17 protein-coding genes are annotated in these 18,126 nt (G+C 69.5%); 8 read left to right on the top strand and 9 right to left on the bottom strand.

Annotated elements, in window-relative coordinates; genetic code table 11:
* Nucleotides 1–92: 92 nt before the first annotated feature.
* Nucleotides 93–728 (bottom strand): DUF177 domain-containing protein, encoded by a 636-nt coding sequence (locus HWY45_RS24965; RefSeq protein ID WP_059564743.1) that lies wholly within the window; start codon nucleotides 726–728, stop codon nucleotides 93–95.
* Between the two features lie 196 nt (nucleotides 729–924).
* Between HWY45_RS24965 and HWY45_RS24960 the strand changes: the two genes are divergently transcribed.
* Together HWY45_RS24960 and HWY45_RS24955 are read left to right on the top strand one after the other, a co-directional pair.
* On the top strand, nucleotides 925–1,554 hold the full coding sequence (locus HWY45_RS24960; RefSeq protein ID WP_059882866.1) for a Maf-like protein: 630 nt from the start codon (nucleotides 925–927) through the stop codon (nucleotides 1,552–1,554).
* Nucleotides 1,551–2,273, top strand: a complete 723-nt coding sequence (locus HWY45_RS24955; protein ID WP_059564741.1) for an SAM-dependent methyltransferase — start codon at nucleotides 1,551–1,553, stop codon at nucleotides 2,271–2,273. Before HWY45_RS24960 ends, HWY45_RS24955 begins: the two co-directional genes overlap by 4 nt.
* Nucleotides 2,274–2,336: 63 nt before the next feature.
* On the opposite strand, the gene HWY45_RS24950 is transcribed toward HWY45_RS24955, so the two are convergent.
* Genes HWY45_RS24950 through HWY45_RS24935 form a run of 4 tightly spaced genes read right to left on the bottom strand, consistent with a single transcriptional unit; the run spans nucleotide 2,337 to nucleotide 5,403 of the window.
* The gene (locus HWY45_RS24950; protein WP_059564740.1) at nucleotides 2,337–3,326 is read right to left on the bottom strand and encodes a S49 family peptidase; all 990 of its coding nucleotides are present in this window, start codon (nucleotides 3,324–3,326) and stop codon (nucleotides 2,337–2,339) included.
* 12 nt (nucleotides 3,327–3,338) lie between these two features.
* On the bottom strand, nucleotides 3,339–3,737 hold the full coding sequence (locus HWY45_RS24945; protein WP_059882868.1) for a Rieske (2Fe-2S) protein: 399 nt from the start codon (nucleotides 3,735–3,737) through the stop codon (nucleotides 3,339–3,341).
* Nucleotides 3,734–4,393 carry an HAD-IA family hydrolase gene (locus HWY45_RS24940; protein WP_017333160.1) on the bottom strand — a complete coding sequence of 220 codons (660 nt, stop codon included), beginning with the start codon at nucleotides 4,391–4,393 and terminating at the stop codon, nucleotides 3,734–3,736. Before HWY45_RS24940 ends, HWY45_RS24945 begins: the two co-directional genes overlap by 4 nt.
* 5 nt (nucleotides 4,394–4,398) lie before the next feature.
* Nucleotides 4,399–5,403 carry an RluA family pseudouridine synthase gene (locus tag HWY45_RS24935; RefSeq protein WP_059564738.1) on the bottom strand — a complete coding sequence of 335 codons (1,005 nt, stop codon included), beginning with the start codon at nucleotides 5,401–5,403 and terminating at the stop codon, nucleotides 4,399–4,401.
* Nucleotides 5,404–6,125: 722 nt separating this feature from the next.
* Here HWY45_RS24935 and HWY45_RS24930 point away from each other — a divergent pair.
* From HWY45_RS24930 to HWY45_RS24905, 6 genes are all read left to right on the top strand, one after another.
* Nucleotides 6,126–9,275 (top strand): Rne/Rng family ribonuclease, encoded by a 3,150-nt coding sequence (locus HWY45_RS24930; protein WP_059882870.1) that lies wholly within the window; start codon nucleotides 6,126–6,128, stop codon nucleotides 9,273–9,275.
* A 126-nt stretch (nucleotides 9,276–9,401) separates the two neighbouring features.
* On the top strand, nucleotides 9,402–10,514 hold the full coding sequence (moaA, locus tag HWY45_RS24925) for a GTP 3',8-cyclase MoaA (RefSeq protein WP_059882872.1): 1,113 nt from the start codon (nucleotides 9,402–9,404) through the stop codon (nucleotides 10,512–10,514).
* Nucleotides 10,515–10,520: 6 nt separating this feature from the next.
* Nucleotides 10,521–11,138, top strand: a complete 618-nt coding sequence (mobA, locus tag HWY45_RS24920) for a molybdenum cofactor guanylyltransferase MobA (RefSeq protein ID WP_059882873.1) — start codon at nucleotides 10,521–10,523, stop codon at nucleotides 11,136–11,138.
* A 111-nt stretch (nucleotides 11,139–11,249) separates the two neighbouring features.
* Nucleotides 11,250–12,548: a molybdopterin molybdotransferase MoeA gene (moeA, locus tag HWY45_RS24915; RefSeq protein WP_059882875.1), complete on the top strand. Its 1,299-nt coding sequence runs from the start codon at nucleotides 11,250–11,252 to the stop codon at nucleotides 12,546–12,548.
* Nucleotides 12,549–12,588: 40 nt separating this feature from the next.
* On the top strand, nucleotides 12,589–12,864 hold the full coding sequence (locus HWY45_RS24910; protein ID WP_059564733.1) for a hypothetical protein: 276 nt from the start codon (nucleotides 12,589–12,591) through the stop codon (nucleotides 12,862–12,864).
* A complete protein-coding gene (locus HWY45_RS24905; RefSeq protein WP_059882877.1) occupies nucleotides 12,861–13,346 on the top strand; it encodes a GNAT family N-acetyltransferase in 486 nt (161 codons plus the stop codon). The genes HWY45_RS24910 and HWY45_RS24905 overlap by 4 nt, the downstream gene beginning before the upstream one ends.
* An 87-nt stretch (nucleotides 13,347–13,433) precedes the next feature.
* Here HWY45_RS24905 and HWY45_RS24900 read toward each other — a convergent pair whose 3' ends face one another.
* The 4 genes from HWY45_RS24900 to HWY45_RS24885 all read right to left on the bottom strand — a co-directional run bounded on the left by HWY45_RS24900 (nucleotide 13,434) and on the right by HWY45_RS24885 (nucleotide 18,095).
* Nucleotides 13,434–14,906 carry a DNA recombination protein RmuC gene (locus HWY45_RS24900; protein WP_059802927.1) on the bottom strand — a complete coding sequence of 491 codons (1,473 nt, stop codon included), beginning with the start codon at nucleotides 14,904–14,906 and terminating at the stop codon, nucleotides 13,434–13,436.
* On the bottom strand, nucleotides 14,903–15,892 hold the full coding sequence (locus HWY45_RS24895; protein ID WP_059882892.1) for a 2-hydroxyacid dehydrogenase: 990 nt from the start codon (nucleotides 15,890–15,892) through the stop codon (nucleotides 14,903–14,905). The genes HWY45_RS24900 and HWY45_RS24895 overlap by 4 nt, the downstream gene beginning before the upstream one ends.
* 67 nt (nucleotides 15,893–15,959) lie before the next feature.
* Nucleotides 15,960–17,390, bottom strand: a complete 1,431-nt coding sequence (locus HWY45_RS24890; RefSeq protein ID WP_059882879.1) for a sodium:proton antiporter — start codon at nucleotides 17,388–17,390, stop codon at nucleotides 15,960–15,962.
* A gap of 42 nt (nucleotides 17,391–17,432) precedes the next feature.
* Nucleotides 17,433–18,095, bottom strand: a complete 663-nt coding sequence (locus HWY45_RS24885) for a LutC/YkgG family protein (protein ID WP_059882880.1) — start codon at nucleotides 18,093–18,095, stop codon at nucleotides 17,433–17,435.
* Nucleotides 18,096–18,126: the final 31 nt, after the last annotated feature.

Raw genomic sequence — 18,126 nt, 5'->3', positions numbered from 1 at the left:
ACTCCTAAAAATTTTCCGGATTCTAACACAGCCCGATCCGGCGCTTAACTACCCTGGCCCACGGCCCTTACGCCTTCCCGCGCCTCAACTGCTCAGTGTTTCTTGTTGCCGTCTCCGCCCTTCTTCAGCGCTTCGAGCGCCGCGAACGGATTCGGCCGTTTGCCTTCGTCCCCCGCCTCTTCGGACTCGTCGTCCGTTTCGGCCGAAGGACCGCTCGCACCCGACACGAGGCTTTCATGAACCGCCGGGCAAACCTCGTGCTTGGGCACGAGCGGCAGCGAAAGCAGCAACTCCTCCTCGATCAAGTCGACGAGATCGAACTGGCGCGAGCCCACGATCACATCGGCTTCATCGTCGTCGAGCGGAAATTCTTCAGCTTCTTCTTCGGTCGCCACGATCCGGTACGTCATGTCGACGTCGAACGCCTGATCGGCCGGGCTCATGCAGCGCTGGCACGTCAGCCACGCGTGGCCGTGCAGCGCGAGGCGCAGATACGGCTGCTGCCCGTCGGTGCCGTCGTCCTGCAGCTCCTTCTGGGTGAACCCTTCCGCCTGCCAGGTGAACACCGTGTCGCGATCTGGCGCGTCCGCCGGCACTTCGTTTAACATGCGCGGCAGCTGCGAAAGGTGCACCGCACCCGACGCCTGCCGCCCGCTGCGGGCGAATTCGAACAGGTCGATCGCACGCGGATCGAGCGATACCGCAGGTTTGCCAGAAGAAGGATTCATGTGCGCTCCTGCCTACGGGTTGGACATGCTGATCCGGCTTGGCGCCGTGGACTTCCGAAGACCCGGCAGGCCCCTGATGGGAGTCCGCCGATGAAAAGCGCAAAAGCATACCTTTTTTATCTTTTACAGTCAATCACTTAAGCCGACGCCCGCGCACCGCCGCGCGGCGCCCTTCGACACACCGATCCAACCGACCATGCCGGACACTCTTTGCCGCCCGCCGCGGCTGCTTCTCGCCTCCAGTTCCCGCTACCGCCGCGCGCTGCTCGAGCGGCTCGGCGTACCGTTCGACGTCGTCTCGCCCGACGTCGACGAAACCCCGCTGCCTGGCGAGACGCCTGCCGCGACCGCGCTGCGCCTTGCCGACGCGAAGGCGCGCGCCGTCGCCGCGACGATCGACGCGCCGGACGGCGTGCTCGTGATCGGCTCCGACCAGGTCGCGACCTTCGACGGCCTGCAGATCGGCAAGCCCGGCACGCACGAACGCGCGCTCGCGCAGCTCGTGTCGATGCAGGGGCGCGACGTCGAGTTCCATAGTGCGCTCAGCCTGTACGACAGCCGCACCGGCGAATCGCAGACCGAGGACGTCGTGACGCGCGTGCGCTTCCGTACGCTGCCCGAGGCCGAACTCGACGCCTACCTGCGGGCGGAGACGCCGTACGACGTCGCGGGCAGCGCCAAGTCCGAAGGGCTCGGCATCGCGCTGCTCGACGCGATCGACTCGGACGACCCGACCGCGCTCGTCGGCCTGCCGCTGATCGCGCTGACGCGGATGCTGCGCGCCGTCGACTACCCGCTGTTCGCCACCAAGGGAGACCGCGCATGACGGCTGGAACGCTCTATCTCGTCCCGAACACGCTCGGCGACGGCGACGCATCGATGCTGGCCGCCGTGCTTCCTGCCGCCGTGCAGGCACGCGCCGGCACGCTCGGCTACTACATCGGCGAAAACGCGAAGACCACGCGCGCGTTCCTGAAGAAGATCGGCACGACGCGGCCGATCCAGGAAATCGAGATTCGCGAACTGAACATCAACACGCCGGCCGGTGAAATCGACCGGCTGCTCGCGCCGGTACTGGCCGGCGCGGACGCCGGGCTGGTGTCGGAGGCCGGCTGCCCGGCCGTCGCCGACCCGGGCGCGCTGCTGGTGCGCCGCGCGCACGAACGCGGCGTGAAGGTCGTGCCGCTCGTCGGGCCCAGTTCGATCCTGCTCGCGCTGATGGCGTCGGGCCTGAATGGCCAGAGCTTCGCGTTCAACGGCTACCTGCCGGTGGACGCGGGTGCGCGCGCGAAACGGCTGCGCGAGCTCGAGCAGCTGTCGCGCAAGGCGCGCCAGACGCAGATCTTCATCGAGACGCCGTATCGCAACCACGCGATGCTCGACACGCTCGTCGCGACCTGCGCGCCGTCGACGCTGATCTGCGTCGCGGCCGACCTGACGCTCGCGACCGAGACGATCGCAAGCCGCACCGTCGCAGAATGGAAAAAGGCGCCGGTGCCCGATCTGCACAAGCGCCCTGCGATCTTCCTGCTGCTGGCGAACTGACGGCACGGCCCGCTCCGGCGGGCCCCGCATGAGCCTCGCCGCCGGGAGGCGGCCGCCTCGGCGTCAGCGCAGGCTCAGCTGCGCGCCGGTCGTCAGCGTCTTCATCGCGGCATTGCCGACGGCCGCGCCGAACTTGCGCGCGACACGGTTCGTCAGGCTCTCCTTCACCGTGTAGTCGACGAGGTCGGGCGCCTTCAGCACGTCGCGCGCGACCGTGTCGGTCGTGCCGAAGCCGTCGGCCAGCCCGAGCTCGACGCTCTTCTCGCCGGTCCAGAACAGCCCCGAGAACATGTCCGGCGTCTCGTGCAGGCGCGCGCCGCGGCCATCCTTCACCGCCTTGATGAACTGCGCGTGCACCTGGTCGAGCAGCGCCTGCGCATGAGTGTCCATCTTCGCGGTTTCCGGCGAGAACGGATCGTAGAAGCCCTTGTTCTCGCCCGACGTATGCAGGCGCCGCTCGACGCCGAGCTTGCCCATCAGGCCGGTGAAGCCGAAGCCGTCCATCAGCACGCCGATCGAGCCGACGATGCTCGCCTTGTCGACGTAGATCTTGTCGGCCGCCGCCGCGATGTAATAGCCGCCCGACGCGCACATGTCGGTCACGACCACGTACAGCGGCTTGGCCGGATACTTCGCGCGCAGGCGCTTGATCTCGTCGTAGACCATGCCCGCCTGCACCGGGCTGCCGCCCGGGCTGTTGATCCGCAGCACGACGCCGACCGTGCCGTCGTCGTCGAACGCGCTGCCGAGCGCGGTGATGATGTCTTCCGCGTTCGCGTTGACGCCGGCCGAGATCTCGCCGTCGATCGTCACCAGCGCCGTATGCCGCCCGCCCGTTGACAACTTCGTGTCGCTCGAGAAATCGATCAGCGCCACGGCGAGCAACAGCAGCACGCCGAGGAACGCGAAGCGGAAGAAGATCTTCCAGCGCCGCGCCGCGCGCTGCTCCTTCACCGCCGCGAGCGCGATCCGCTCGAGCGCCGCGCGCTCCCAGTTCGGTTCGCGGCCGTCGGAGCGGGAGGATGAATCGGGAGGAGTCGGTTGGTCGGTCATGCGTGGTTGTCGTCAGTCAGTCGTCAAGGGGCGCAGATCGGCGTCGGGCACCCAGAATACCGCGCGGCCGTCCGGCGTGTCGCGCTCGTCGACCTCGACCGGCCGCAGGCGGGCGCCGCGGCACGGGCCGCCGACGCACTTGCCGGTGTCCGGCGCGTAGATCGCGCCGTGCGTCGCGCACATCAGGTACAGGCCGGACGATTCGAAGAACTGCCCCTCGGCCCAGTCCAGCTCCATCGGCACGTGCGCGCAGCGGTTCAGGTAGCCGTACGCGCGGCCCTCGTAGCGCACGAAGAACACGACGGCCGGCTCGCCGCGCAGCGTCGCATCGACGCGCACGCCGGCGCCGCCGTCGGCCAGCGCATCCGATGCGCAGACGCGCACCGCGTCGGTGGCGGGCGTGGCGCTCATGCGTGCTCGCGCAGCCAGGCGGCCAGCGCGTCCACGTCCGGCGCGACGAAGCGCGGCGCCAGCGCGGCGAGCGCGTCGGCCGAATGCGCGCCGTACGCGACACCGATGCCCGCCGCGCCCGCGCTAGCGGCCATCTGCAGGTCGTGGGTCGTGTCGCCGATCATCACCGTGCGCGCCAGATCCTGCCCCAGTTCCCGGGTGAGTTCCTGAAGCATCGCCGGATGCGGTTTCGAGAATGTCTCGTCCGCGCAGCGCGTCGCGTCGAACAGGCTGGTCAGCTTGGCCTGGTCGAGCGCGCGGTTCAGGCCGACCCGGCCTTTGCCGGTCGCGACCGCGAGCAGATAGCCCGTGTCGCGCAGCTCCGCGAGCAGCTCGCGCACGCCGGCGAACAGCTCGATGCGCTGGTCCTTGATCAGGTAGTGATACCGGTAGCGCTCGGCGAGGCGCGGATAGTCGGACGGATCGAGGGTCGGAGCCGTGATCTGCAGCGCGTCGCGCAGGCCGAGGCCGATCACGTAACGGGCCGCCTCGTCGGACGGCGTGGGCAGGCCGAGATCGCGGCATGCCGCCTGGATGCTGAAGGCGATGTGCGCCGTCGAATCCATCAGCGTGCCGTCCCAGTCGAAGACGATCAGGTCAAATTGCTGTCGGGCCATGCGGTTCAAGCGATATCGCGCAATGCGCTCAGTTGGTCGAGAAAGCGCCGGCATTCGCCGGGCAGCGGTGCGTCGAACTGCAGCGGCTCGCCGGTCAGCGGATGCGCAAGCCGCAGCCGGTGCGCGTGCAGGAACATCCGCTTCAGCGACGGTTCCGCGTTCGCGCGCGCCAGCGCCTTGTTCAGTGCGAAATCGCCATACTTGGCGTCGCCGGCGATCGGCAGGCCGAGATGCGCGAGGTGCACACGAATCTGATGGGTCCGACCCGTTTTGAGTTCCGCTTCGACCAGTGCGTAGTCCGGCCAGCGCTCGACGAGGTTGAACACGGTGTGCGACGCGAGCCCGTCTTCCTGCACGCGCACGCGGCGCTCCCCTTCCGGGGTCGTGTACTTGAACAGCGGCGCCTTCACCGCGCGGCGGCGGCCCCAGTCGGACTGCCACTCGCCGTGCACGCACGCGTAGTAGCGCTTGTCCATCCGGTTCTCGCGGATCATCTCGTGCAGGCCGACGAGCGCCGCGCGCTTCTTCGCGAGCATCAGGACGCCGGACGTCTCGCGGTCGAGACGATGCACCAGTTCGAGGAATTTCGCGCGCGGCCGCGCCTGGCGCAGCTGCTCGATCACGCCGAACGCGACGCCGCTGCCGCCGTGCACCGCGACGCCGGCCGGCTTGTCGATGACGAGCATCGCATCGTCCTCGAACAGCACGTCGAACTGCGCGGGCGGGATGACGGGCGTGTCGGCGCGCGCCAGGTCGGCAGCGGCCATCCGCACCGGCGGCACGCGCACGACGTCGCCGAGCGCGAGCCGATACTGCGCGTCGACCCGGCCCTTGTTGACGCGCACTTCGCCGCTGCGCAGGATCCGGTAAATATGGCTTTTCGGCACGCCTTTACAGACGCGCAACAGGAAATTGTCGATCCGCTGACCGGCAGCGTTTTCGTCGATCTCGACCATCGAGACCTGGCCGCTTGCGACCGAATTCTGGGATATTTTGCCTAACTCATTCATACTGAATATAATTTTGCCCAGCCTGACGTAGCGGGCGGCCTAACCGGCCGGCCCGGATGGATTGGGCACGGCGCAAGCGCAAACCGTCATTTTACTTGCGCCGGGGGCTGGCTGCTCGCCCCGAACAAAGAGAAGCAGCAAGTTGCACGCACGGCGCCTGCCGCCGGCAAGGATCGCGCCCACAGGCGGATTCGGTCGGCAAGGCGCCGCGGTAACGGAAAGTTGGTTGAAAAGAATTTAATTGGCAGCCGGGCGGCGCGAAGCGCCCACGCAGGCTGCCGGTTGCGAAAGACGGCGTTGCGCCCGATTTGGCCCCGCGAAGCGTGCGGGGACTGGCGACGTCAAACCAAGGAAGAACACCCCAGGCGGGAAAGTCGGGCTGGATTCGATACTCCCCGCTGCGGCCCAAGCCGCAGCATCTGCCGCCCGTTGGCGCGCGCGACGCATTGCGACGCGCGCCGCGGCAGTGCCCCCGGTCTGAGGCTTAGCGCGCTTTTTCAGCGTGCGGAGTGTGAACGCCGTGCTTTGAAGCCGTGTTCGCAGGTGCCCTATGGCCGCCGGCCCCGTCGTTCGGGCCCAAGCGCCGCATCAGGCAATTCTCCCCGCCATCGTTCCCGCTCCAGCGTGCTTGTGACAACACAACAAGGCGCGGCCTGCCGTCGTTCCCGCCCTCGCGACTGACAAGCGCGAGGCGCCGGCAGCAGAGCCGCCTGGAGTCGTTCATGAAACGCATGCTGTTCAATGCGACGCAGCAGGAGGAGCTGCGCGTCGCCATCGTCGATGGGCAGAAGCTCATCGACATCGACATCGAGACAGCCGGGCGCGAACAGCGCAAAGGCAATATCTACAAAGGTGTCGTCACCCGCATCGAGCCGTCGCTCGAAGCGTGCTTCGTCAACTACGGCGAAGATCGCCACGGCTTCCTGCCGTTCAAGGAAGTCGCCCGCCAGTACTTCAAGGAAGGCGTCGACATGCGCTCCGCGCGCATCCAGGACGCGCTGCGCGAAGGCCAGGAGCTGATCGTCCAGGTCGAGAAGGAGGAGCGTGGCAACAAGGGCGCCGCCCTCACGACCTTCATCTCGCTCGCCGGCCGCTACCTCGTGCTGATGCCGAACAACCCGCGCGGCGGCGGCGTGTCGCGCCGCATCGAGGGCGACGAGCGTCAGGAACTGCGCGAAACGATGGCGCAGCTGCAGATTCCGGACGGCATGAGCATGATCGCCCGCACCGCGGGCATCGGCCGCAGCGCCGAGGAACTGCAGTGGGACCTGAACTACCTGCTGCAGCTCTGGCGCGCGATCGAGGCGGCGTCGCAAAGCGGCCACACCGGCCAGCCGATGCTGATCTACCTGGAATCGAGCCTCGTGATCCGCGCGATCCGGGACTATTTCCAGCCGGATATCGGCGAAATCCTGATCGACACGACCGAGATCTACGATCAGGCCCGTGCATTCATGGACATCGTGATGCCGGACAACGTCGCGAAGGTGAAGCGCTACCACGACGACGTGCCGCTCTTCTCCCGCTTCCAGATCGAGCACCAGATCGAAACGGCCTACTCGCGCACGGTGCCGCTGCCGTCGGGCGGCGCGATCGTGATCGACCACACCGAGGCGCTCGTCGCGATCGACGTGAACTCGGCGCGCGCGACCAAGGGCGCGGACATCGAGGAAACGGCGACCCGCACCAACCTCGAGGCGGCCGACGAAGTCGCCCGCCAGCTGCGTCTGCGCGACCTCGGCGGCCTGATCGTGATCGATTTCATCGACATGGAATCGGCGAAGAGCCAGCGCGAGGTCGAGCAGCGCCTGAAGGATGCGCTCAAGCATGACCGCGCCCGCGTGCAGATGGGCAAGATCTCGCGCTTCGGCCTGATGGAGCTGTCGCGCCAGCGGCTGCGCCCGGCGCTGTCCGAAGGCAGCCACGTGACCTGCCCGCGCTGCAACGGCACCGGCCACATCCGCGACACCGAATCGTCCGCGCTGCAGGTCCTGCGGATCATTCAGGAAGAGGCGATGAAGGAAAACACCGCGGCGATCCACTGCCAGGTGCCGGTCGAGGTGACCGCCTTCCTGCTCAACGAAAAGCGCCAGGAAATCAACAAGATCGAGTCGCGCTTCAAGGTCGGCATCGTGCTGATCCCGAACAAGCATCTCGATACGCCGCACTACAAGCTCGAGCGCCTGCGCCACGACGACGCGCGCCTCGACGACCCGCGCGCATCGTGGAAGATGGCCGAGGAAGCCGCCCGCGAGATGGAGTCGGAAACCGGCTACAGCAAGCGTGCCGCGGAAGTGAAGCCGAAGCAGGAAGCCGCGGTCAAGGGCATCACGCCCGAGCGTCCGGCACCGAGCCCGGCACCGCAGCGCGCGGCTGAACCGGCCCCGGCGCCGGCCCCTGTCGCCGCGGCGAGCGGCGGCTTCATCGGCTGGCTGAAGGGCCTGTTCGGCATGCAGCCGGCGGCGCCCGCACCGGCGCCCGTGAAGGAACAGGCTGCCGCCCGTCCGGCCCGCGAGAAGACCGAGAAGGCCGAACAGCGTGGCGAGCGCGGTGGCGATCGCAACCGCAACCGCCGCGCAGGCGGCGCCCAGGCGCCGCAGGGCGGCCGCGACCAGGCAGCAGCCGGCCGTGGCGGCCAGCCGCAGCGCCCGGAACGCGAAGGCAAGGAAGCGCGCGAACCGCGTGAAGGTCGCGAAGGCCGCGAGGGTCGCGAGGGTCGCGAAGGCCGTGGCCAGCGCGAACCGCGTGAAGCGCGCGAGGGCCGTGAAGCACGGGAAGGCCGCGAAGGTCGCGAAACCCGCGAGCCGCGTGAACAACGCGAACCGCGCGAACCCCGTGAGCCGCGTGAGCCGCGCGAACGCGTCGAGCAGCCGGAAGCCGCCGAGGCAGCCGGCCGCGGCGAGCGCCAGGAACGCGGCGAACGTCGCGAGCGCGGCGAGCGCCGCAAGCCGACCCAGCACGCGGCAACGCTCGAGACGGTCACTCGCGGCGAAAGCCACGCGGAAGAGGAAGCCGACAAGGCAGCAGCAGCCCTGCCCGGCGCTGAAGTGATGGCCGACGCCGATGCCGGCGCGCGCGACGGCGAGGAACGCCGCCGCCGCCGCCGCGGCCGTCGCGGCGGCCGTCGCGAACGCGAGGAAGACGGCGCGATCGTCGGCCAGGCAGCGGAAGGTATGGACGGTGAAACCGACACCGCACCGGCAGCCGAGCCGGTCGCACACGCGGCACCGGCCACGCAGGCCGAACCGGCGCACGCTGCCGCACCGGTAGCCGTCGCGGCTGTCGCAGCGGCAAGCGCTGTCGTCGTTGAAGCCGTGGCGCATGCGGAACCGGCCACGCCGGCCGCCGCCGACGCGCAGCCGGCCCCGGCGCACGTCGAAGCCGCCCCGGCGGTTGCCACCGACGTGCAACCGGTGGAAACCGCCGCCGCCGCGCCGGCCGTCGTCGCCGAAGCCGGGCCCGCCCCGGTCGAGGTCTCGCCGACCGATGCGCTGGAAGTGCCGCAGGCCGCTCCGGTCGCCGAAGCCCCGCAAGCCGCGCCTGTCGTGGCAGCAGCGCCGGCCGCCGAGGTCGAAGCTGCTCCGGTGGCGGCTGCCGAACCGGCCCGCGTCGAACCGGCGCCGATCGAAGTCGTGACCGCACCGGTCGTCGAGCGCGCCCAGCCGGCCGCCGCGGCGCCGGCATCGCGCGGCCTCGAAACCGTGCTCGAGCAAGCCGGCCTTGTCTGGGTGAACACGGACGCGGACAAGTTCCGTGCCGCCCAGGAAGCCGCCGCGCAGGTTCAGCGCCCGGCCCGCGTGCCGCGCGAACGCAAGGCGCTGCCGCCGGTCGACACGACGCCGATGCAGCAGGTGGAAACGACGCATCACTGATCGCGTCCGCCCCGTCGAAAAAGCCCGCTTCGGCGGGCTTTTTCACGTCCGCGCTGCGGGTTTCCGCGCGCGGCCCGCCCAGGCGCTTCCAGCTAGAATAGAGATCTGGCTCGTACTGCTTTCAACATGTCCCGACGCATCATCCCCCTCACCGACGTCAGCGGCATGCCGGACGTCACCGGCACCGCGCACACTCCGGACGGCCTGCTGCACGACACGTTCGCGCGGCCGTTGCGCGATCTGCGCATCTCGGTGACGGATCGCTGCAACTTCCGCTGCGTGTACTGCATGCCGCGCGCGGTGTTCGACAAGGACTACCCGTTCCTGCCGCACAGCGCGCTGCTGACGCTCGAGGAAATCGAGCGGATCGCGCGGCTGTTCGTCGCACACGGCGTCGAGAAGATCCGCATCACCGGCGGCGAGCCGCTGCTGCGCAAGAACCTCGAATTCCTGATCGAGCGCCTCGCGCGTCTGACGACCCACGACGGCCGCCCGCTCGACCTGACGCTGACCACCAACGGCTCGCTGCTCGCCCGCAAGGCCCGCACGCTGAGGGATGCGGGGCTCACGCGCGTGACGGTCAGCCTCGACGCGCTCGACGACACGCTGTTCAAGCGCATGAACGACGCCGACTTCGCGAGCGCCGACGTGCTCGACGGCATCTTCGCGGCGCAGGCCGCCGGCCTCGAGCCGGTCAAGGTCAACATGGTCGTGAAGCGCGGCACCAACGACAGCGAAATCCTGCCGATGGCCGCGCGCTTTCGCGGCACCGGCGTCGTGCTGCGTTTCATCGAATACATGGACGTCGGCACGTCGAACGGCTGGAACATGACCGAAGTGCTGCCGTCCGCCGACGTCGTCGCGCGCATCGCCGAGCACTTCCCGCTCGTCCCGCTCGACCCGCACTCCGCGGCCGAAACGGCGCAGCGCTGGGGTTACGCGGACGGCAGCGGCGAAATCGGCGTGATTTCCAGCGTCACGCAGGCGTTCTGCGGCGACTGCACGCGCGCGCGCCTGTCGACCGAAGGCAAGCTGTACCTGTGTCTGTTCGCGTCGGCCGGCCACGACCTCCGCGCGCTGGTGCGCGGCGGCGCGAGCGACACCGAGATCGCCACCGCGATCGCGCGCATCTGGCAGGCCCGCACCGACCGCTATTCGCAGCTGCGCGGCAGCGCGACAGCCGATGCGGCGGCCGAAGGGGCCGGCAAGCGCGTCGAAATGTCGTATATCGGCGGCTGACGCGCGATGTCCGACTCACCCACGCCTTCGATCGCCGGCCTGCTGCTCGCCGGCGGACGCGCGACGCGCATGGACGGCGCCGACAAGGGGCTGCAATTGCTCGACGGCACGCCGCTCGCGCTGCACGTGCTGCGCCGTCTCGCCCCGCAAGTCGATGAAACGCTGATCAGCGCGAACCGCCATCCCGACCGCTATGCGGAACTGGGCGCGCCGTTCGGCGCCCGCGTCGTGCCGGATGCGACGGGCGACTTCCCCGGCCCGCTCGCGGGCCTGCTGGCCGGGATGCGCGCCGCGCGCGCACCGCTCGTTGCGTGCGCGCCCTGCGATTCGCCGTTCCTGCCCGACGACCTGGTCGCGCGGCTGCACGCGGCGCTCGCCGCGCAGCAGGCGGATATCGCGATGGCCGTCCTCGTCGACGCGCGGCAGGAACGCGCGCCGCAGCCAACCTTCGCGCTGCTGCGCACGTCGCTGGCCGACGACCTTGCCGGCCGGCTCGACGCCGGCGACCGCAAGGTGCGTTCGTGGTACGCGCGCCACAAGACGGTCGAAGTCGAGTTTCATGACGAGCGTGCGTTTTACAATGCCAACTCTTGGCAGGAACTCGCCGCGCTCGCCCGTCGCTGACGGCATCGGCCCCGTTCCCGCGCGCCGCCCGCCGCTTGCGACCCCGCGCTCACGCGCCACCAACGCCTTGCCGGCCACGAACCCGATACGCCTTGCGGCGCAGTCCGACCGATGACCACGCATTCCTCGCCCGCCTCCCGCCCCGCTGCCGATCCCGACGCGCCGTTGTCGCTCGTCGACGCGCAGGCGCTCGCGTGCCGGTTCGCGGTGCCGGTCGACGCGTGCGACACGGTGCCGCTGCGCGACGCGCTCGACCGCGTGCTCGCGGCCGACGTGAATGCGCCGTTCGACATTCCCGCGTACGACAACTCGGCGATGGACGGCTACGCGTTCGACAGTGCCGAATGCGCGCACGCGTCGCCCGACGGCGACGTGACGCTCGCGGTCGCGGGCACGGCGCTCGCCGGCCATCCGTTCGACGGCACGGTGCCCGCGCGCGGCTGCATCCGCATCATGACGGGCGCGCCGTTGCCCGCCGGCTGCGACACCGTCATTCCGCAGGAGCGCGTGACCGCGCAGGACGACGCGATCCGCTTCGCCGCACGCGACGTATCGCGCGGCGCGAACTGCCGCAAGGCCGGCGAGGATCTCGCGCGCGGCGCCTGTGCGCTCGCCGCGGGCCGCGTCCTGCGGCCGGCGGACCTCGGCCTGCTTGCGTCGTTCGGCTGCGCCGACGTCAGCGTGCACCGCCGGCTGCGCGTCGCGGTATTCTCGACCGGCGACGAGTTGCGTGCGCCGGGCGCGCCGCTTGACCGCGGCACCCTGTACGACAGCAACCGCGGGATGCTGGTCGCGATGCTCGAGCGGATGAACGTCGAACCGGTCGATCTCGGCATCGTCCGCGACGACCCGGTCGCGCTGGAAGCGGCGCTGCGCGATGCAATCGCCGCGCGGGCCGATGCGGTGATCACGTCGGGCGGCGTGTCGGTCGGCGAAGCGGATTTCACGCGCGACGTGATGGCACGGCTCGGCGACGTCACGTTCGCGAGCCTCGCGCTGCGGCCCGGGCGGCCGCTCGCGTGCGGCACGCTGGCGCCGCAGTCCGCCGCCGGGCGCGGCACGCTGTTCTTCGGCCTGCCCGGCAACCCGGTGGCCGCCGCGGTGACGTTCTACGCGATCGTGCGCCCTGCGCTGTTCTCGATGGCCGGCGCCCATCTGCCGCCGCCCGCGATGTACACCGCGCTCAGCACGCACGCGCTGAAGAAGCGGCCGGGCCGCACCGAATACCTGCGCGGCATCGCGACGCGCGCCGCCGACGGCGGCTGGCGCGTCACGCCGGCCGGCTCGCAGAGTTCCGCATCGCTGAGCGGCCTCGCGGCCGCCAACTGCTTCATCGTCCTCGGCCACGATGCCGCGGCAATCGATACAGGCGCGCCGGTCGACATCCTGCCGTTCGACGGCCTGATCTGAATTCCATCTTTATCAGTTTCACTACGGGGGCAATTCGCACATGAAAAAACAAATTTTGTCGATCGCCGCGGGACAGACCGCCAAGGCGCTGATCCTCGTCTACCTGACGTTCAGCGTGCCGATCGTGCTGCTCGGCATTCTCGTCGCGTACATCCGCTTCGGCATGGTCGAGCTGAGCACCATCCTGAGCGCGCTGCTGCTGAACGCGGTCGTCGGTTTCGTGCTGCTGTGGATTGCGTGCCACGCGTACAACTGGGTCGCGTCGCGCTTCGGCGGCATCGAGATCGTGCTGTCCGATCCGCCGGAGGAAGCGTGAGCGGCAGCCCGCTGATCCGCACGGCCGAGGCGCGCGACGTCGGCGCGATCCTCGCGCTGATGCGCGAGCTGGCGGAATTCGAAAAGCTTACGCAGCTGTTCGTCGCGACCGACGACGATCTCGCCGATGCGCTGTTCGGCGCGCATCCCGCGGCCGAGGCGCTGGTTGCCGAACGCGACGGCGCGATCGTCGCGTATGCGCTGTTCTTCCACAACTATTCGACGTTCCTGGGCCGCCGCGGCCTGTACCTCGAGGATCTGTACGTGCAGCCGTCGCAGCGCGGCACGGGCCTCGGCACTGCGATGCTCCGGCGGCTCGCCGCGGTCGCGATCGAGCGCCGCTGCGGGCGCTTCGAATGGTCGGTGCTCGACTGGAACCAGCCGGCGATCGATTTCTACGAGAAGATGGGCGCGACCGTGCTCCCCGAATGGCGCATCGTGCGGGTGACGGACGACGCGCTGGCGGAGCTCGCGGGACGCTGAACCCCGCCACGGCCGGCAAAAGAAATGGGCGCTCATGTTCACATGGCGCCCATTTTCGTTTCCGTCCGAACCCGCGGCCGATGTCGGTCAGGCTTCGTCCGCGTCGTCGACGCCGTTCGCGCCGAGCAAGCCGGCCGCCGTGTCGCCCGGCAGCGCCTCGACCTGCTTGAGCTTGCGGTTCATCACGCGCGTGCGCTGCTCGGCCAGCTCGATCGAGCGCGTGACCGTCTCCAGCTGCGACTTCGTGCGCGCCAGCACGTCGCCGAACTTGCCGAACTCCGTCTTCACCGCGCCGAGCACCTGCCACACCTCGCTCGAACGCTTCTCGATCGCGAGCGTGCGGAAGCCCATCTGCAGGCTGTTCAGCAACGCGGTGAGCGTGGTCGGCCCCGCCACCGTCACGCGATAGTCGCGCTGCAGCAGGTCGGTCAGCCCCGGGCGGCGCAGGATCTCCGCATACAGCCCTTCGGTCGGCAGGAACAGCAGCGCGAAATCGGTCGTGTGCGGCGGCGCGACGTATTTCTCGGCAATCGTGCGCGCCTCTGCCCGCACGCGTGCCTCGAGCGCGCGCGCGGCGTCCTCGACCGCCGCGGCATCGGCGCGCTCCTGCGCATCGATCAGCCGCTCGTAATCCTCACGCGGAAATTTCGCGTCGATCGGCAGCCACACCGGCGGCGCATCGCCGGCGCCGGCGTCGCGCCCCGGCAGCCGGATCGCGAACTCGACCCGCTCGCTGCTCTTCGGCACGGTCGCGACGTTCTTCGCATACTGGTCGGGCGTCAGCATCTGCTCGAGCAGCGCCTCGAGCTGCACCTCGCCCCAGGTGCCGCGCGTCTTCACGTTGGTCAGCACCTTCTTCAGGTCGCCGACGCCGGCCGCGAGCGTCTGCATCTCGCCGAGCCCGCGATGCACCTGCTCGAGCCGGTCGGACACGAGCTTGAACGACTCGCCGAGCCGCTGCTCAAGCGTCGCATGCAGCTTCTCGTCGACGGTGCGGCGCATCTCCTCGAGCTTGGCCGCGTTGTTCGTCTCGATGTCCTTCAGGCGCTGCTCGAGCGTCGCGCGCACTTCGCCGATACGCCGGTCGTTCGCCTCGGTGAGCTGCGTGAGCTGGCGATTCAGCGTGTCGCCGAACAGCCTGAGCGCCGCGGTCTGCTCCTCGCGCGCCTGCTGCGCCTGGCGCTGCAGGCCGTCGCGCATCGCATCGAACTGCTGCGCGTTGCCGGCGACGAGCTTCGCGAGCTGCTGCGCGAACCCGTCGATCTGGTTGTTCTGCACGGTCGCGACACTGGTGAGCTGCGCGGCAAGCGTCTGCTGCAGCCTCGCGAAGCTTCCGGCCAGTTCCGTGCGCGAGCCGCGCGCGCCCTCGACGATCTCGCCGCGCAGCTCGCGCTCGAGCCGCTCGACCGCGCGCGCCTGCGCGTGCGCGGCGTCCTCGATCTGGTCGCCGAGCACCGCCACGTCGTCGTGGCGGCCGCCGCCCCGCACGATTGCGACGATCGCCACCGCCAGTGCGATGGCCAGCACGACGACCGCCGCGAGCAACAACGTTGTCGTCATGCGCGCGCCTTGCCGATCACGTCGGGGTTGATCGGGTTCGGCGGACGCCCCGCGCGCGGCCCTTCGCCCAGCGCGGCGATCAGGTTGTCGGCGGCGAGGTTCGCCATTGCGCGGCGGGTGTGCTCGGTCGCGCTCGCGATGTGCGGCGTCAGCACGACGTTCGGCACCTCGAGCAGCGCCGGGTGCACGCTCGGCTCGCCCTCGAACACGTCGAGGCCTGCCGCCGCGATCCGCTTCTCGCGCAGCGCGGCGGCCAGCGCCGCGTCGTCGACGATCCCGCCGCGCGCGATGTTGGTCAGCGTCGCGGTCGGCTTCATCCGCGCCAGCTCGGCCGCGCCGATCGTGTGGTGGTTTTCCTGCGTGTACGGCAGCACGAGCACGACGTGGTCCGCGCGCGCGAGCAGCGCTTCCTTCGACACGTATTCGGCGTTCAGCTCGGCCTCGATCTCCGGCGCAACCCGCGACCGGTTGTGATAGATCACCTGCATGCCGAAGCCCTTCGCGCGGCGCGCGAGCGCCTGGCCGATGCGGCCCATCCCGATCACGCCGAGCGTCGAGCCGTGGATGTCGCTGCCGAGGAAGCCGTCGTATGCCCACTTCCGCCAGTGCCCGGCGCGCAGCCAGTGCTCCGATTCGGCGATGCGCCGCGCGGCCGCCATCATCAGCGCCCAGCCGAAATCGGCGGTGGATTCGTTCAGCACGTCCGGCGTATTGGTGCCGAGCACGTTCGCCGCGTTGAACGCCGCCATGTCGAAGTTGTTGTAGCCGACCGCCATGTTCGACACGACGCGCAGGCGCGGCGCGGCCGCGAGCGTGGCGGCGCCGACCGGGTCGCCGGCCGTCAGCGCGCCGTCCTTGTCGGCGAGGCGCGCCGCGAGCGCGTCGGGCGCCAGCGCATCGCCATCGTTCCAATCGACCTCGAAGTACTGCTTGAGCCGTTCGATCACGTCCGGGAAGATCGGACGCGCGACCAGGATCTTCTGCATCCCCATCTCCGCATGCCACGGGCGGCGCGCGACGCGCCCCGCCCGCTTCTTGTTGAAAATCGTCAGCTTACGCCGTGAAGAAGATCCACGTCGCCAGCAGGAATACGGGCACCAGCACGACCAGCGCCCAGCCGAGATACGCGAAGAAGCTCGGCATCTTCACGCCGCGCGATTCGGCGATCGCCTTCACCATGAAGTTCGGCGCATTGCCGATATAGCTGTTCGCGCCCATGAACACCGCGCCCGCGGAAATCGCGGCGAGCGTCGTCGCGCCCGTGGTCATCAGCGATTGCGCGTCGCCGCCCGCCAGGTTGAAGAACACGAGGTAGGTCGGCGCGTTGTCGAGGAACGACGACAGCAGGCCCGTCGCCCAGAAGTACATCGCGTCGATCGGCTTGCCGTCCGGCCCGGTGACGAGATGGACGATCTGCGCGAACGCGCCGTCCGCGCCCGCGCGCAGGATCACGATCACCGGCGCGATCGTCACGAAGATGCCCGCGAACAGCTTCGCGACTTCCTCGATCGGCGCCCAGTTGAACGCGTTGCCCTCGCGCGCGGAGCGCGGCGTCAGCGCAAGCGATGCGAGCGCGACGACGATCAGCGCCACGTCGCGCACCAGGTTCTGCAGCGCGACGTGCGTGCCCCACACGTCGAACGTGACACCCGGCTTCCAGATCCCGCTCATCAGCACGAGGCCGACCACGGCCGCGAGCAGCACGAAGTTGATCTTGCCGTCGATCGACAGCGCCGCGCTGTCGGGCGTCGGATCGAGCGCGGCCGGCCGCGTCTCGCCGCCCTTGCGGTAGAAGTACGTGTCGAGCACGAAGAACACCGTCAGCAGCACCGCGCAGATGAACAGCATCGGCAGCGCGAGATGCGCCGTCGTCCAGAAGAAGCTCACGCCGTTCAGGAAGCCGAGGAACAGCGGCGGATCGCCGAGCGGCGACAGCGAGCCGCCCGCGTTCGCGACGAGGAAGATGAAGAAGATCACGACATGCACGACGTGCTTGCGATTGTCGTTCGCGCGCAGCAGCGGCCGGATCAGCAGCATTGCCGCGCCGGTCGTGCCCATCACGCTCGCGAGCAGTGTGCCGAGCGCGAGGATCGCGGTGTTGAGCTTCGGCGTGCCGTGCAGGTTGCCGTTCACGCAGATGCCGCCCGCGACCGTGTAGAGCGCGGTGAGCAGCACGATGAACGGGATGTATTCCTCGAGCAGCGCGTGCACGAGCGTGCCGAACGCGGTGCCGGCACCGAACACGGCGGCGAACGGCGCGAGGAACGCGATCGACCACGCAGCCGCGATCTTGCCGAAGTGGTGATGCCAGAACACCGGCGCGGCGAGCGGGAACAGGGCGATGGACAGCAGGATCCCGGCGAACGGGACGCCCCAGAGCGCGGACAGCGTGGCGCCGTCGAGCGTCGCGGCCGATGCGAGCGCGGGCGCGGCGCCGAGCGCGGCGCCCGACGCCATGCCTGCCCAGGCGGCATGTCGTTTCATGCAGAACTTCCTTTTTGAATGGCGGTGGATTGAGCGGGCGCGTCACGCGCCCCGCACGACGATCACGTGGACCCGGTACGGGCCGTGTGCGCCCAGCACGATGGTCTGCTCGATGTCGCCCGTGCGCGACGGACCGGACACGAAATTGACCGCCCGCGGCAATTCGCCGCGCTCCGCGCGGATCAGCGCAAATGCGTCTTCGTGGCCGGCGACGATCCGCGACGCGGGCACGATCGCGATATGCGTCTCCGGCAGCAGGCCGGCCGATGCATAGGTATCGGGACCGGACAGCAGGACCAGCGAACCGGTTTCCGCCGTCGCGCAGAAGCAGCCGGTCAGGCCGACGAGATCGCCGTCGGCCGGCTTGCGGCATTCGACGGCCAGGCCTGCGCCTGCCCAGTCGAGCTCGGCGAGCGTGCGCCAGGCGACGGCCTGCATTGGCAGGCCGTGCGAGGAGAGATAACGGGCAGCGGCGGCCGGCGCATCGGCGAGCGCCGCGACTTCGTCGACGGTCGTCGACAGCTTGGTTGCCTCATCGACGAACGCGGCGATCAGGTCGGCCGGCGCCGGCGGACGCGGCCCCTGCGGATGACGGGCGAGGTAGTCGGCGACCGCTTCGCGCTCCGCCGCATCGGGTTCGGCCGAGCGACCCTGCGCGGCGCGGATGCGCGCGAGGATCTGGCGACGGGCAGCGGAAGTGTCCATGAACGGCCTCGTGACGTTGCGTGCGATACCG

Origin of the sequence: Burkholderia stagnalis, assembly GCF_902830275.1 — a bacterium.
GTDB lineage: Bacteria > Pseudomonadota > Gammaproteobacteria > Burkholderiales > Burkholderiaceae > Burkholderia > Burkholderia stagnalis.
Note: the sequence above shows the minus strand (reverse complement) of the source record. Positions and strands in the feature narration are given on the sequence as shown.